The sequence below is a fragment of the Acidobacteriota bacterium genome (genome assembly GCA_040754075.1).
Lineage (GTDB): Bacteria > Acidobacteriota > Blastocatellia > UBA7656 > UBA7656 > JBFMDH01.
Genome location: JBFMDH010000035.1, coordinates 46,570 through 59,521 on the forward strand (window position 1 = coordinate 46,570; position 12,952 = coordinate 59,521).

Annotated in this window: 14 protein-coding genes and 1 pseudogene; 1 reads left to right on the forward strand and 14 read right to left on the reverse strand. The window is 49.7% G+C overall.

Annotated elements, in window-relative coordinates; all coding sequences use genetic code 11:
* Nucleotides 1-41: 41 nt before the first annotated feature.
* The 11 genes from AB1757_26545 to AB1757_26595 all read right to left on the reverse strand — a co-directional run bounded on the left by AB1757_26545 (nucleotide 42) and on the right by AB1757_26595 (nucleotide 11,005).
* Nucleotides 42-905: an SDR family NAD(P)-dependent oxidoreductase gene (locus tag AB1757_26545; GenBank protein MEW6130619.1), complete on the reverse strand. Its 864-nt coding sequence runs from the start codon at nucleotides 903-905 to the stop codon at nucleotides 42-44.
* Nucleotides 905-1,447, reverse strand: coding sequence for a hypothetical protein (locus AB1757_26550; protein ID MEW6130620.1), 543 nt, complete (start codon nucleotides 1,445-1,447; stop codon nucleotides 905-907). The genes AB1757_26545 and AB1757_26550 overlap by 1 nt, the downstream gene beginning before the upstream one ends.
* A 98-nt stretch (nucleotides 1,448-1,545) precedes the next feature.
* Nucleotides 1,546-2,391, reverse strand: a complete 846-nt coding sequence (locus AB1757_26555; GenBank protein ID MEW6130621.1) for a DUF726 domain-containing protein — start codon at nucleotides 2,389-2,391, stop codon at nucleotides 1,546-1,548.
* A 118-nt stretch (nucleotides 2,392-2,509) separates the two neighbouring features.
* Nucleotides 2,510-3,247 carry an alpha/beta hydrolase-fold protein gene (locus tag AB1757_26560; GenBank protein MEW6130622.1) on the reverse strand — a complete coding sequence of 246 codons (738 nt, stop codon included), beginning with the start codon at nucleotides 3,245-3,247 and terminating at the stop codon, nucleotides 2,510-2,512.
* 208 nt (nucleotides 3,248-3,455) lie between these two features.
* On the reverse strand, nucleotides 3,456-4,580 hold the full coding sequence (locus AB1757_26565) for a DUF6569 family protein (GenBank protein MEW6130623.1): 1,125 nt from the start codon (nucleotides 4,578-4,580) through the stop codon (nucleotides 3,456-3,458).
* A gap of 271 nt (nucleotides 4,581-4,851) precedes the next feature.
* Nucleotides 4,852-5,673 carry a hypothetical protein gene (locus AB1757_26570; GenBank protein MEW6130624.1) on the reverse strand — a complete coding sequence of 274 codons (822 nt, stop codon included), beginning with the start codon at nucleotides 5,671-5,673 and terminating at the stop codon, nucleotides 4,852-4,854.
* Nucleotides 5,674-5,838: 165 nt separating this feature from the next.
* Nucleotides 5,839-7,257 (reverse strand): 3-oxoacyl-[acyl-carrier-protein] synthase III C-terminal domain-containing protein, encoded by a 1,419-nt coding sequence (locus tag AB1757_26575; protein ID MEW6130625.1) that lies wholly within the window; start codon nucleotides 7,255-7,257, stop codon nucleotides 5,839-5,841.
* Nucleotides 7,258-7,338: 81 nt separating this feature from the next.
* On the reverse strand, nucleotides 7,339-7,848 hold the full coding sequence (locus AB1757_26580; GenBank protein ID MEW6130626.1) for a GNAT family N-acetyltransferase: 510 nt from the start codon (nucleotides 7,846-7,848) through the stop codon (nucleotides 7,339-7,341).
* Between the two features lie 8 nt (nucleotides 7,849-7,856).
* Complete coding sequence (locus AB1757_26585; GenBank protein MEW6130627.1) at nucleotides 7,857-8,252, reverse strand: VOC family protein; 396 nt, start codon at nucleotides 8,250-8,252, stop codon at nucleotides 7,857-7,859.
* A 43-nt stretch (nucleotides 8,253-8,295) separates the two neighbouring features.
* A complete protein-coding gene (locus tag AB1757_26590; GenBank protein ID MEW6130628.1) occupies nucleotides 8,296-9,780 on the reverse strand; it encodes an NAD(P)/FAD-dependent oxidoreductase in 1,485 nt (494 codons plus the stop codon).
* Between the two features lie 403 nt (nucleotides 9,781-10,183).
* Nucleotides 10,184-11,005, reverse strand: a complete 822-nt coding sequence (locus AB1757_26595; GenBank protein MEW6130629.1) for an isocitrate lyase/phosphoenolpyruvate mutase family protein — start codon at nucleotides 11,003-11,005, stop codon at nucleotides 10,184-10,186.
* A gap of 56 nt (nucleotides 11,006-11,061) precedes the next feature.
* Here AB1757_26595 and AB1757_26600 point away from each other — a divergent pair, with 56 nt between their 5' ends.
* Complete coding sequence (locus tag AB1757_26600) at nucleotides 11,062-11,217, forward strand: hypothetical protein (GenBank protein ID MEW6130630.1); 156 nt, start codon at nucleotides 11,062-11,064, stop codon at nucleotides 11,215-11,217.
* Here the strand turns inward: AB1757_26600 and AB1757_26605 are convergent.
* From AB1757_26605 to AB1757_26615, 3 genes and pseudogenes are all read right to left on the reverse strand, one after another.
* Nucleotides 11,214-11,663, reverse strand: a complete 450-nt coding sequence (locus tag AB1757_26605; GenBank protein MEW6130631.1) for a cupin domain-containing protein — start codon at nucleotides 11,661-11,663, stop codon at nucleotides 11,214-11,216. The genes AB1757_26600 and AB1757_26605 overlap by 4 nt on opposite strands.
* 50 nt (nucleotides 11,664-11,713) lie before the next feature.
* The gene (locus AB1757_26610; GenBank protein MEW6130632.1) at nucleotides 11,714-12,694 is read right to left on the reverse strand and encodes an ornithine cyclodeaminase family protein; all 981 of its coding nucleotides are present in this window, start codon (nucleotides 12,692-12,694) and stop codon (nucleotides 11,714-11,716) included.
* 95 nt (nucleotides 12,695-12,789) lie between these two features.
* Nucleotides 12,790-12,885: pseudogene (locus tag AB1757_26615) on the reverse strand (dihydrofolate reductase).
* Nucleotides 12,886-12,952: the final 67 nt, after the last annotated feature.

Sequence of the window (12,952 nt, forward strand, 5' to 3'; positions counted from 1 at the left end):
GATTGGTTTTCAAAAAAGAAATTTGCAAGCCGGTAAATGACCTATTTTTTATTCATACCGGACTGATTGACCAGTACGCGGTCAGTCAAACGTTCGGGCAACCAGCGTTTCATGGCAATAGCGAATTTGGCGTGAAAGGGCGCCGCATAACGCGGACGCGGATGGTTGGTGGTTAAGGCTTCGACGACGATTGCCGCAATATCATCGGGCGTCCCTGCCATTTTTCTGAGGCGTTGATAGTCTTTGCCGCTCGCGGAATTTTCCAACAGCTGGTTATAAGGGCTATCAATTTCCAATAACTCTTTGCCGCTACCGGTTGCGACTTCAAGAAATTCGCTGGTGATAAAACCCGGTTCGATAATCACCACGCGAATGCCAAACGGCGCAAGCTCCAACCGCATGCCGTCGGATATTGCTTCAAGCGCAAATTTTGTGGCGCTGTAAATCGAAGAGAGCGGGCGCGAAATTTTTCCGGCAACCGAACTGATGTTGATAATGCTGCCTTTTTGTTGTGTGCGCATAACCGGGATGACGAGTTGCGCTAGCGCGACCGCCGAAAAGAAATTGGTCTCGAAATTCCGGCGAATGGTTGCAAGCGGAACGATTTCAACCGGGCCACGTTGCCCGTAACCGGCATTGTTGATGAGCGCGTCAATGCGTCCGGTCGCCGTCATCGTTTCATCAACCAGTTGTTTGCGAAATTCATCACCGTTGATGTCACCCGCAAACCTCAATGCTTTACCGCCCGCTTGTTCGATTTCAAGTTTTAATTTGTCCAGCCGCTCTTGTCGTCGCGCCGTAATCACGACCGTTGCGCCATCGCGTGCCAGGTGACGGGCGATGGCTTCACCGATACCCGATGATGCGCCGGTAACGATTGCGGTTTGTCCCGTAAGTTTCGCCATTATTTCATCCACCAGGGAGTGTCGGGTTGCTGCGTGTAGCTTGCAACCTCTTCTGCGTCTTCGGTCAATGATGCTTTGATTGACCAGACGACGGCAGAGAGTATCACCAGGGTGCCGACAAAGCGAATGAGTCCGGCGATTTTCGCGGTCTGTTTGAGCATGCCGTAACGACCGAGCAGATAGTTCCAATCGTGAATCACATCTTCGCCGCCAACCAGCGGCAATTGCAAAGCCAGCGAATCGCCCGCATAGATGGCGACATACAAAATGCTTTCGCCGACCCAGAACAACACCAGCGCGGCGGAAAAATATTGTTTTTGACGAACGAAATAACCGACAAAAATGAGCGGCATGATGACTTGAAAAAGCGAACCTCCGGCAATCATCAACACTTCGCCAAACGGTCGGAAGACCACATGCCCGGCTTCGTGAATCAACAGGTTGACGCCATCAATGAAATGCCACTGCATTGACCAGGCGCACCATAAAAAATAGAGACTGGCTAAACCGGCGATGATGAGTTTTAAAGGATTTTTCGGCATGGTCTTTCGTTCCTCAATCGCTTTCTGCGCTGAGCAACCTCAGATTAATGGGAGAAACCTAAGAACGAAAGACTTAATGCCGTCCGAAAAAAAAATTATCAACCGGCTCCCGGAACAAAGCCTTCATCGTCGCTCAGTGGTGAGGTGATCGGCTGTCCATCCAAAACCTTTTTGATGAAGGTGTAAAGTTCAAGGCGTTTGCGATAATCGCTATGTTCCTTAACGATATGAATGCAATCCACCAGATGAACATTCTGCCCGACTTTATTGGGCTTTTCCGGTCCGCGTTCACCGAGGGCACGGTCACTATCGCCTAAAAGAGGCACTTTGAAAAAGGTGCTCAATACCGGGTCGTTATCCGAATACAGCACATAAACATCGCGGCAGGCTTGAGTGGCGCCGAAAAATTTTTCGCCTTCCTGAATGGATTCATCATCGACCGCCGGCGCGGTCAAAATCAAATTGCGAATCAACTGTTTGCTGGGGTCAGCGTTTTGCATCGCCTTGAGGATGACTCGCGCTCCCAGACTATGGGTCATCACATCGACGGCTTTTGCCTGCGCGACGATTTTTTGCAGGCGCGCAAAAACACTGTCGGCAATTTTATTGACCCGTTTTTTGGCAATGATGTAAGAGATGCGAAAAAGCCCTCCGGGCCAGGCAATGCCGATGACCTCTTCATAAGCTCGCGCGCCGGTGCCGAGAATATTTTTGGCGCGCAGTTGGTTGTCAATCATCGCATATCCGCCGACCACATTTTCACGCTTGTTGCGATAGCCGTGAATAAGCAGTAGCAATCGCTTGTCCTTGATCTTTGCCATGAACTTTTCTTCTTCCACATCCTGTCCTTCAGATAAATTATCTAAAGGCACATCGCGAATGGCATCACGATCAGAATCATCCGTGTTACTCCAGAAATTTTTTCGGTAGCTGATGAAAAACATCTCGTAGACCTCCAAAACAAAGTAGTGGCTGGCAATCGGTGAGGAAGAGGGTTGTGAAAGGGTTTAAGAATATCGGGCGGACACGCCGCCCATTTTTATTAACTGGCTGTCCGGGTAATTAGAATCGGGTTTCAATGTAATAAGGCAACATAGCGCGCCACGTCGGCCAATCGTGCGGCATATCATGACCCCATAAATCGAGTTCATGCGGGATGCCTTTGGCATGCAGGATGTCGGAAAATCTGCGCGAGGCATCGGGGTTTTCATAATTGCCTTGTCCGGTGATGATGTGAATATGTTTTTTGTGGCGCAGGGCATTGAGTTCAAAACTGCCTTCGTGAAGGTTGGCGACGTATTCAACCGGGTTGTTGAAATAGACGTTGTCATCGTGATAGTCACCATCATAATACCCGCGAATGTCATACGACCCGCTCATGGCAATCATCCCGGCAAACAAATCGGGACGACGAAAGAGTTGATTGGCGGCGTGAAATGCGCCGAGGCTTGCGCCAGTTGTTACGATGCCTTGTCGCCCGTTACAACTCGTGAAAATATAGGGCACCACTTCATTGGTGAGGTAATTATTAAATTGCGCCTGTCGTAAAGCTTTTTGTCGGGTTGGCAATTGGCGATTAAGCCAGCTTTCACGATTGATACTGTTGATTGAGAATACTTTTACCTTACCGGCGTTGATGTGATGTTTGATGGTATCCAGCATATGAAAGCGTTCATATTCGAGATAATCGGCGGCTGCCGTGGGAAACATCAGTAGCGGAAATCCATAATAACCATAGGTGACAATCTCCATCTCTTTGCCGAGACTCGGACTATACCATTTGTCAATCACTCTCTGCATGCAATCAGTCCTTTCGTTTAAGCGCGTTCATCCAAAAGCAAAGTAGACCGTGTAAGCTAGCTGTATATTTCGGGTTTTTCAAGAGCGAAGCATCGTTTTTATTTGTGATGAAAATAAAAAAGACCCCTTGCGATTGAGGTCTTTTAAAATCAACTCCTGTGAACAGCGCGGTCAGCGACCGCTTGCTCAACGGTTTTATGCCATTATTTTACTGCTTGCGGACTTTGTTGTAGTGAATCACTTTGCGTTCCTTGGCGGTGTGTTCCAGGCGAAAAGATGCTTCATCTTTGGACTGTTTTTCGCTAATGCGATAAACCCCGTCTTTTTCAATTGCCGAATCATCACCGGTGGATTGTGAAAGAAAGGCTTCGGCGTCGCTTGAACTGACAGGTTTATTCTCGGCTTTTCCTGCGCTCACCGCTTCCAGCGCATACGAGCGCAACAACTTGTCTTTATAGGCAAGGAACAGACCGGGACTGGCGAACACATCAGCGGTCATCACTTTGCCGTTAATCGCCACAACTGCGCCGACAATATTTTTCGCTTGCAGATTGGCTTTTATGGCTTTTTCATAACCCGCGAGTTTGGTGCTCACGGCTTTATCCGAATAAACACTATTGAGGGTTCCGGTCGAGGTGTTCACGCGGTTTTTGGTAACTTTATCGGCGACCTCTTCCCAAACCGCGCTTTGATTTTTTTCCGCCTGGGCTTTTGAACGAACCTTGGGCGCCGCCATGTAATTGCTTGCGGTGCCGAAACTCATAGCGCCGGCATTTGCCCCGCCGTGACTTTGCCAGCGACCATGTTCGACACAATAAACATCGACGGGAACCGGTGCGTTTGTCGAAGCGACAATGCAATCATGTCCGACGATGCGGTCTTGTTTGCCGCCGAGAATAATTTCCCCTGCGATTAACACCAGCGTCTTGCCTGAATTGTTGGTCACCATCACGCGATTGACTTCAGCGTTGTCAGAACTTTGGACGACCGGTTGTTGAACCTGTGGGTTACGTTGCGATTGAATTCTATTGGTGGTGCGACTCGCGCCGGTAATTTCCGTGACTTTAACCTTGCCTGCTTTCAAGCCTTCTTCAAGGGTGATGAATTCTTCGGTGCTGATGGTTTCGCTTGCGATAACCGGAAACAGTGTGAGGTTTTCGTGAACAATCGCTTGTCCAAGTTTCCAACCGGCAGGCAGTTTATTCTGTTCACCGGTGTGGGGAATGAACCTTTTGGTTTTCGCTTTGACGCGATTGGAAAGCAAAGTGGAAAAACTTGCCAATAAGACGGCGACCATCAAGACGCCGATTAAGGGGAGCGTGTAATGTTTCATAGAGTTCTCCTTCTACGAGTGATTTTTGCACGAGTGGTAGAATCGTTGTTAGGTGAACGCAGCAAGGAAACTCAATTTGCGCGTTCATTTTGGCGCTCTGGGTTGCTTAAACCTGCAAAAAACAATTTTGTTCCGACAATCCGGAATTTTTTAACGGCGGCTTAGACTCTGGTTCAAGCGAGAAGGTTGGCTTGATGGAGGGAATAAAAAACTACGCTTTAGGGTAACCCAAAGCGTAGTTTTAAAAACTTTGAAATAGTCTGAAGACCGCTTATCTGCGGCGTGATTCGAGCGTCCAGGTGACGATGGTGATGACTTTATGTCCGTTGCCAAAGTCGAGTTCGTAAAGTTCAACAAGTCCATTTTCAGAACTTCTGACCAATCTACCCCACTGTCCTGGTCCGTCAATGTCAATATCATTCATCGCCGGTGGCGGTTCAGATGTTGGAGCCGCTGCCGCAGCGCCATCAGTATGAGAATAGATGGATGATAATTGTTGATAATCATGGGAATTGGGATGCTCATTGTTTGCGGTGCCATTGGTTCCCGCTGTTCCGCTTGGGTCATTGGTGTAATCCATGCACGAACCGAGGTTGAGGTTAGTGAAATTTTCGTCTTGATGGTCAAGCCCGAATGTGTGACCGACTTCTTGACAGGTGACAAACCGTCGCCAGGACGGCGTGTTGTAGCGTGCGGTGTTGAAATAGGTGTCATTCAGTTTAACCGTAGCCTGAGTGATGTGGTTGCCGCTTGCCCAAATAGAAGCGATACCAAGCCAGCCGTTGTTGCCATATCTGGCATTGCATACCTGGATAGCGCCGCTAACTGCCTTGCAAGTTTTCGGATTGGCGCTACCTGGTGCAATACTCGTGTTTAATACTTGAGAAGATGACCAGTCGGCAGACGCTTCTGCGAGGTATTGATCCCAGGCGGAGGTCACATTATCAAACAAGATGAGATTGATGGGGTTACTGCTGCGCGCCCAGTGATAAGAACCCCATGAATGATTTGCTGATGTGAGCAGGGTTGAGGCGGCAAATAAGCCGACCGCCAGTACCATTACCAATGAACGCCTGATTGAAAATTTGAACATAAAAGAGAACTCCTCCCTAAACAAATTTATAGATTATCTTTTCCGCAATTGCGGTTAAGATGACAGATGTTTCCCTGTAGAAACAGCCATTTATAAAACCGAAACGGGGAGGGGTTTTGGTGAAAACGACTATGTAAAATTAGTGAGGTTTCTTTATTTCTTAATCTAACGAACGGGGCGGCATTTCCAGTAATACTGCGAAAAACCTTCGGCATCATACAGCTTACGAAAAGTCATTTCAACTTCCTGAGCGATTTTCACCTCCGCAGGATTGCGGTCGGTCATCATTAAAAAAGCGCGCCCGCCGCCCTCGAAATCCACCACCGTCATCACCGATGGCGGGTCGGCATCAGCGTTTAAATAATCAATCGTATAGGTGAACAACTTCGCGCGTTTATCAGCTAAACGCAGAGTCTCGAAATGATCTTTCGTCTGACAACTGATGCAAAGCCGCTGGCGCGGATATTGAACCTTCTGGCACTGCAAACAACGATAACCATAGAAGCGATAGATGTCATCACGTTCGCGCCAGACCTGCGTAGCCGATGCCATCGGCGCTTGGCGGCGCGCCGCTTCGGTTTCAATCAACTCGCGAAATTTGATGTAACGTTCATAAGAATCAAGCCGCGCTTTTGAATTGAGATGACCTTTCACACCCAGACGATTTACCGCTTGCGCCTTTTTGATTTCATCGGTCACTTCAAAAATTAAGGCGTCACACCCCGAACCATAACCGACGACCAAAAGTTTTTCTCCCGCCTCGGCGGTTTCGAGTGCCGATGACAGCACCAGTAACGGCATTGCGGTTCCGGTGTTGCCAACCGTGTTGAACAGGTGGTCGGGAATCTGTTCGGCTTTAAATCCCAAAGCCTTCGCCACGCCTGCAAGCGTCCCGGCATCGGGCGCATAAAAAATCGCTTTCGCTATTTCACCGGGCGGAATCGCGTTGCGCTCGAATAGTTCTTTCACGGTGCTGGTGACGACCTTTTGATAGCCCTGAGTGATGGCAAAGCGTTCTTCCCAACCGGAAACGAAATCGCTCGTCGGGCGTCGCCAGGTGTCGGTGATTTCATCAACCGTTGAATGGGCGGCGATGAGTTCGGCAATGACATTTTGATTGCCGATTTCGATTGCCGCCGCCCCATCCCCGAACGTTCGCTCACCGGCGGATTTCGGCGCGGCAAGCCGGGTGTCGGCGGCAGTGATGATGAGGCTTGAAGCGGAACCGGCTTTGATAGAGTCAATCGCCGTCAAAGTGGCTGTGGTAGCCGCTCTCAGGGAATTGGCATAATCGGCGGTGCGCACATCGTGGCGTAAATCCGCGACCGTGGCAATCATCGCCGAAATCTGTTTTTCACTATAAGGCGAAGTCGTCGAAGCGAAAATCAGTCCATCGACATCGCGCCCGTTTCGCCAAGCGAGCAAATCGCGCACTGCTTCAACCGCCATCGTGATGGAATCTTCATCAACATTGGCGACGGCGCGTTCGGCGTCTGTTGCCCGTCCGCCCCACGCCGCAGCGATGGTTTGCTGGGATAATCGATAATAAGGAATGTATGCGCCAAACGAGGTGATGCCAGCCATATTTTCTCCGCCGCGTTTATACAAGAGCGACTTTCAAGGCGTCAAGCAAGGTCAGCCGCAAGCTTAGGATTTCCTGAACATTTACTCGATGTTCATTTCAAATAGAGCGAGCGCGACGCCTTCGTAATGTTTGGGCAGTTCGTTTACTTTTTCGGGATAAATATCGCCAAGATAGGTAAATCCGTGGGCAATGTAATAATCGATAAGCTTTTGATTGTTTGCCCAGGTATCCAGGCGAACAAACTGTTTATGATTTTGTCGCGCATAGGCTTTCGCCCATTCAACAATGTGTTTGACAAATCCTGCGCCTCTAAATGCTGAATGCGTAATGATGCGATGAAGATAAATTGCCGGGTCTTGATCTCTTTCACCCCAGATTAGCGGGTCATTGAAGGTGACGACAAAGGTGCAGGCGATTTGCTCATTGACCACGATTTTGAACTGGCGATGTTCGGCAATTTCGCGCTCGACCTGACGGCGCTCAAAACCGAGCCAGTGTTGCCCGAAGACCTTTTTTTGATAGGCAATCGCATCATCGTAAAACCCAAGAATCAAATCAATATCATCCATTGTGCTGTTGGTAATTTTCATACTGAAAGTTAAGTTTTTCTTGGTTGCGCCAAATCCCACTTGTTGCCATAGAGGTCATAGAAAACCACAACGGTTCCGTAAACTTCCTGGCGCGGCGCTTCCGCAAATTTCACCCCGTAAGCTTGCATATGCCGGTAGTCATTCCAGAAATCCGTGGTGTGTAAAAACAGAAAGACCCGCCCGTCGGTTTGATTGCCGACGCGCGCGAGTTGTTCAGGGGTCGCGGCTTTGGCAAGCAACAGAGAAGCGCCTTTTGAATCGGGCGGCGCAACCACCACCCAGCGTTTCCCGCCTTCCATCGGCGTGTCTTCCAGCAACACAAATCGCAACGCTTTGGTAAAAAATTCAATAGCTTCGTCGTAATCACGAACTACTAACGAAAGCATGGCGATGGCGCGATTCATTCAATTAATCCTTATCGGTTATCCTGGTAAAACGATTATCAATTTATCCCGCCGCAGAAGTTTTTTGTTCGCGAACACCGAAGGCATCCCAGTTGATTTCGGCAGTCGCTTTCGCATAATCGCGCGTATGTGAAGACCAGTTCTGGGTAATCTTGCCATCGGCGGTTTTGTACCACGAACCCGCGCCGGGGTCTGCCCACACGGTTGTTGCAAGCGCGGCTTGTAACTCTCGGTTAAACGCATCCTGCGCCGCTTTGGTTACTTCAATAGCAACCAGATTTCTCTCCTGCATTGCCGCGAGAGCCTTCACGATGTACTCAGCCTGTTGCTCAATCATAAAGGTAATCGCGTTATGTCCGAGATTGGTGTTGGGACCGTAAAGCATAAACATATTCGGAAACCCGCAGGTAGTGATGCCTAAATAGGCTTCAGGAATTTCCGCCCACGCTTCACGAAGATGCGCGCCGTTTTTGCCAGTCACATCGAGCGACCATTGCCAGCCGGTGGTTTCAAAACCTGTGGCATAAACAATCACATCAACTTCGTGATGCGCGCCGTCACCGGTTTCAATGCCGTTTGCAGTGATGCGCACAATCGCATTGGTTTCCAGTGATACATTCGGACGCATAAACGCGGGGTAGATGTCATCTGCAAACAGCACACGTTTACAACCGATGGGATAATCGGGTGTGAGTTTCTGTCGCAGCGCCGGGTCTGAAATCTGTTCATGCAAATGATCCAACGCCATGCGTGTGAATGCCGCGCGTCCGACCTCTGTCCAACTGAACGCCTGCCAGAACAAATAATCCGCCCACAGGTAAATATCTTCGCGGTTATGCACGGCGACATGCGGCGCAGTCATAATCAGCAATTTTTCTTCATCGCTTATCGGGCGGTCGCGTCTTGGCAAAATCCAGTTTGGCGTGCGTTGAAAAACGCTTAAATGTCCGGCGATTTTTGCGACTTCGGGAATGATTTGAATGGCGCTCGCCGCCGAACCGATGACCGCTACACGTTTGCCGGTTAAATCAATGCGGTGATTCCAACGCGCCGAATGAAACGAAACGCCCGCGAAACTCTCGCGTCCTTCGATAGCGGGAAGCATCGGACGATTGAGTTGTCCAAGCGCAGGGATGATGACCTGGGCTTCATAGGTTTTGCCTTGCCTTGTAGTGAGCGTCCACGCGGCGCGCTCGTCATCCCAGATTGCCGAAATGGTTTCGTCCGCGAGATGCAGATGCGAACGCAATCCGAAATTATCCGCGAGGTCTTCGGTGTATTGTTGAACTTCGTGATGGCGCGGGAAAAGATGGCTCCATTTCAAACTCGGCGCGAACGAAAATTGATAGAGCGCCACCGGCGTATCACAGGCGCAACCCGGATAGGTGTTATCGCGCCAGGTGCCGCCGACCTTGTCGCCTTTTTCGAGAATGACCAGTTCATTAAACCCTGCTTCTTTTAACTTGATTCCGGCACATAATCCGCCGAGTCCAGCTCCGATTACCGCGACAGTTGGTTTGGGTGACATCAACGCCTCCTGAATTTTTAATGATGACGACGGTGAAGTTGTTGGGAAAATTCTGCTCGTAAAACTCCGACCAATACTCACACGACAAAAGTCGGTTTGCAACTTGTAAGCAGATAAATCATGAAATTCCGGCAGGCGATTTTCTGCAAAATGAAAATCCTTTTAATTTCATTTTACCCATTTGTTTAAGAACAATGGCATGAAGTTAAGCGGCACGGAGGTAACGCAGGTTGTCTAACCTGCGTCAGTCTTGGTCGAAGACCCCTTGAAATTTCGAGGACGGACTTTTCTAAATCGGCGCAGACTCGACCGTCGGCGCTACCGTTTTCCTTAACTTCATGCCATTGTCTTTTCAAGGCAGAGAGCAAATGCTCAAAGCTACATCCTGAGCGGTTCGCCGGAGTTATTCGTTGAACATGGCGCTCAGGTCTTTGTAACTCACCGCCTCATCAGCAAACGTAAATGTCCCGTGGGTTCGCATTTCTTCAGCCGCGCGTAAAAAAGCGCCAAATGCCGCGCGCGACAGGGCGCTTCCCACACTGATGCGTTTGACGCCGATTTCTGAAAGTTCTGCAAGCGAGAGTTGCACGCCCTGCAATCCCATCACTACATTCACCGGGCGATCAACTGAACTGACCACCGAAACAATATCGGCTTTGCTCTTTAGTCCCGGCGCGTACAACACCTCGGCACCTGCCTCTTGATAAGCTTGGAGTCGCCGTATGGTGTCGTTGATGTCCGGGCGACCGACGAGATAATTTTCGGCGCGCGCCGTTAAAGTGAACGTGAAAGGAAGCGCGCGTGCCGCTTCAGATGCGGCTCGTACACGCTCAACCGCAAATGCAAAATCATAGATGGGTTGATTGGCATCCTTGCTCATATCTTCGATGGAACAGCCGACCAATCCGGTTGCGGCAGCCAGCCTGACGGTTTCGGCAATCGCATCAGGCGCGTCTGCGAAACCGTTTTCGAGATCGGCGCTTACCGGCAAATCCGTCGCCTCGGCGATTTCTTTGGTATGCATCAACATCTGGTCACGGTCGATGGTGTTGTCTCGCTGACCGCGTGAAAAGGCGTAACCGGCGCTGGTGGTTGCCAATGCTGCAAATCCCAGATGCGCCAGTATTCGCGCGGTTCCAATGTCCCAGGGATTGGGAATAATAAACGCTTGAGGGCGTTGGTGAAGTTGGCGAAAGTGGTCGCCTTTTTCAGTTTGCGTCAACATGTTGAACCTCATCAAATCAGCTTGAATATATGGGTCGGTAGTTTAGCATAAATTTTTTGCCTGCGAGTCCGCACGGTATTTTTATAAAAGAATGGTTTGTAAAACCACTTGAGGTTGAAAAAGCGGTCTATAGCGGCGTGCAATATCTGGTCATCGTCGGTTTGCGGTTGTGCCGCTTTGATGTGCGGAACGTCCCTGACCAACCGCTTTAACTTCTGGTCAGGCGCAAAATGCTTTCTTCATGTTGGGGAAATTGTTGAACCAGGGTTTCACGCTTTGCGATGGAAAATTCTGCAAAAGAAAATGGCGGCGCACAAATGTTAGTGCCGAACGCGAATTCGACCCCTGCGGGAATTTCCGCCGCCTGCCAGACGCCTTTTGCAACCGTCACCACAGGGCGCTCGCCATTATTAAAATCCATACCGAGGCGAAATATTTTGTGCTGACCAGGCGGTTCCAGAATATGAATCAACAGTCGCCCGCTATGAATTGCCCAAATCTCTTCATTATTTTCTACGCGATGAAAAGCTGAAAAACTTTGCGGCAAAAACAGCCAGTGACCCACCGTGCGGTAAGTGTCGCGATGCGTCTCGACAAATTTCGGACCATCGGGGTGATCGAACCAATCATAGGAAGTCAAAATTTTATTCAACATCATGCACCTCTTGGATTGAATTGTTTGTCGGTAACCAATTCTAACGGCGCTTTTCAAAAAGTGATTCGCGTGCCGATGCCCTTAATCTGAGCTTTCTCATAAGCCAGTTGCGCGGTGACCAAATCTTCGATTGCCAAGCCGCACGATTTAAACAGGGTGATTTCATTTGCGGACGCGCGACCGCGAATTTTACCGGCGACGACTTCGGCGAGTGTGCCTTGGATATGAGTTGGGTTGATTGCGCCTTCGGCAATCGGAATCAATAAATCACCGGCTTCCGCGCCTGCGGCGGTGTGCGCATCAATGATAACCCGCGCGCGTTTGACCGCCAGGCTATCGAGTTCGCGCATCCTGGGCGTGAACGCGCCGATGGCATTGATATGACAACCGGCTTGCAATAAACGACCCTCAAAGAGCGGCTCGCTTGAATTCGTGCAGGTGCAAATTAAATCGCTACTCTCGGCGACTTCATCGGCGCTCATTACATCGCAGGGAATCCGGTAAGCGGCTTCAACAAACTCTGCAAGTCGCTCAGCTTTTTCAATGGTGCGCGACGCAATGAAGATTTTTTCGATGCTTGCGACTTCGACCATCGCTTCGATATGAAAACGCGCCTGCACGCCTGCGCCAAAAACTCCCAGAGTTTTTTTGCCCTCGCTCATCATTAACCTGGTCGCCAGTGCAGAAGCCGCAGCCGTGCGCATGGCGGTGATGAATTTGCCTTCCATCAACGCCAGCGGTTTTCCGGTTTCCCCATCAAGCAACAGATAAAGCCCCTGCACGATGTCCAGATTTTTCGCGACATTTGCCGGAAAGACCGAAACGATTTTGGTGCCAAGCAGAGTTTGTGAGGCGCTTTCAATCCGCGAAGGCATCTCCAAAAGCACAGCATTTTGTGAAGGAATCGCCAGGTTCAAGCGTTCCGGCGCCAAGGCTTCGCCTTGAAACAGGCTCTGGAAGCCGGTTTCAACCGCTTCGATGACTTCGCGTATCGTAAGAATTTGTTTGAGGTCGGCTTCTGATAGGATGAGCATAGTCAGGATTCAGGATATAGGATTCAGGATTCAGGGAAAAGTCATCAGGTGAATTTCGCAAGTGTTGAGCAGGATTTCTTTATCAGATAGGTGAGGTGTTCGCCTTCTGATAAAAAGCAATCGAAACTGCCATCTTCGCGCGCGATGAACCCGTCAACCGTACACGCGACATAATAGATAAGTTTTCGCATGAGTTGCCCTCAATATCCGTGGGTGTATTTAAGGAATTGATTTGACCAAATTACACTTGGATGTGAA

Excerpts from the sequence above, each read along its gene's own strand:
- AB1757_26545 (MEW6130619.1), bottom strand. The coding sequence starts at position 905 with ATGGCGAAACTTACGGGACAAACCGCAATCGTTACCGGCGCATCATCG.
- AB1757_26550 (MEW6130620.1), bottom strand. The coding sequence starts at position 1,447 with ATGCCGAAAAATCCTTTAAAACTCATCATCGCCGGTTTAGCCAGTCTC.
- AB1757_26555 (MEW6130621.1), bottom strand. The coding sequence starts at position 2,391 with ATGTTTTTCATCAGCTACCGAAAAAATTTCTGGAGTAACACGGATGAT.
- AB1757_26560 (MEW6130622.1), bottom strand. The coding sequence starts at position 3,247 with ATGCAGAGAGTGATTGACAAATGGTATAGTCCGAGTCTCGGCAAAGAG.
- AB1757_26565 (MEW6130623.1), bottom strand. The coding sequence starts at position 4,580 with ATGAAACATTACACGCTCCCCTTAATCGGCGTCTTGATGGTCGCCGTC.
- AB1757_26570 (MEW6130624.1), bottom strand. The coding sequence starts at position 5,673 with ATGTTCAAATTTTCAATCAGGCGTTCATTGGTAATGGTACTGGCGGTC.
- AB1757_26575 (MEW6130625.1), bottom strand. The coding sequence starts at position 7,257 with ATGGCTGGCATCACCTCGTTTGGCGCATACATTCCTTATTATCGATTA.
- AB1757_26580 (MEW6130626.1), bottom strand. The coding sequence starts at position 7,848 with ATGAAAATTACCAACAGCACAATGGATGATATTGATTTGATTCTTGGG.
- AB1757_26585 (MEW6130627.1), bottom strand. The coding sequence starts at position 8,252 with ATGAATCGCGCCATCGCCATGCTTTCGTTAGTAGTTCGTGATTACGAC.
- AB1757_26590 (MEW6130628.1), bottom strand. The coding sequence starts at position 9,780 with ATGTCACCCAAACCAACTGTCGCGGTAATCGGAGCTGGACTCGGCGGA.
- AB1757_26595 (MEW6130629.1), bottom strand. The coding sequence starts at position 11,005 with ATGTTGACGCAAACTGAAAAAGGCGACCACTTTCGCCAACTTCACCAA.
- AB1757_26605 (MEW6130631.1), bottom strand. The coding sequence starts at position 11,663 with ATGATGTTGAATAAAATTTTGACTTCCTATGATTGGTTCGATCACCCC.
- AB1757_26610 (MEW6130632.1), bottom strand. The coding sequence starts at position 12,694 with ATGCTCATCCTATCAGAAGCCGACCTCAAACAAATTCTTACGATACGC.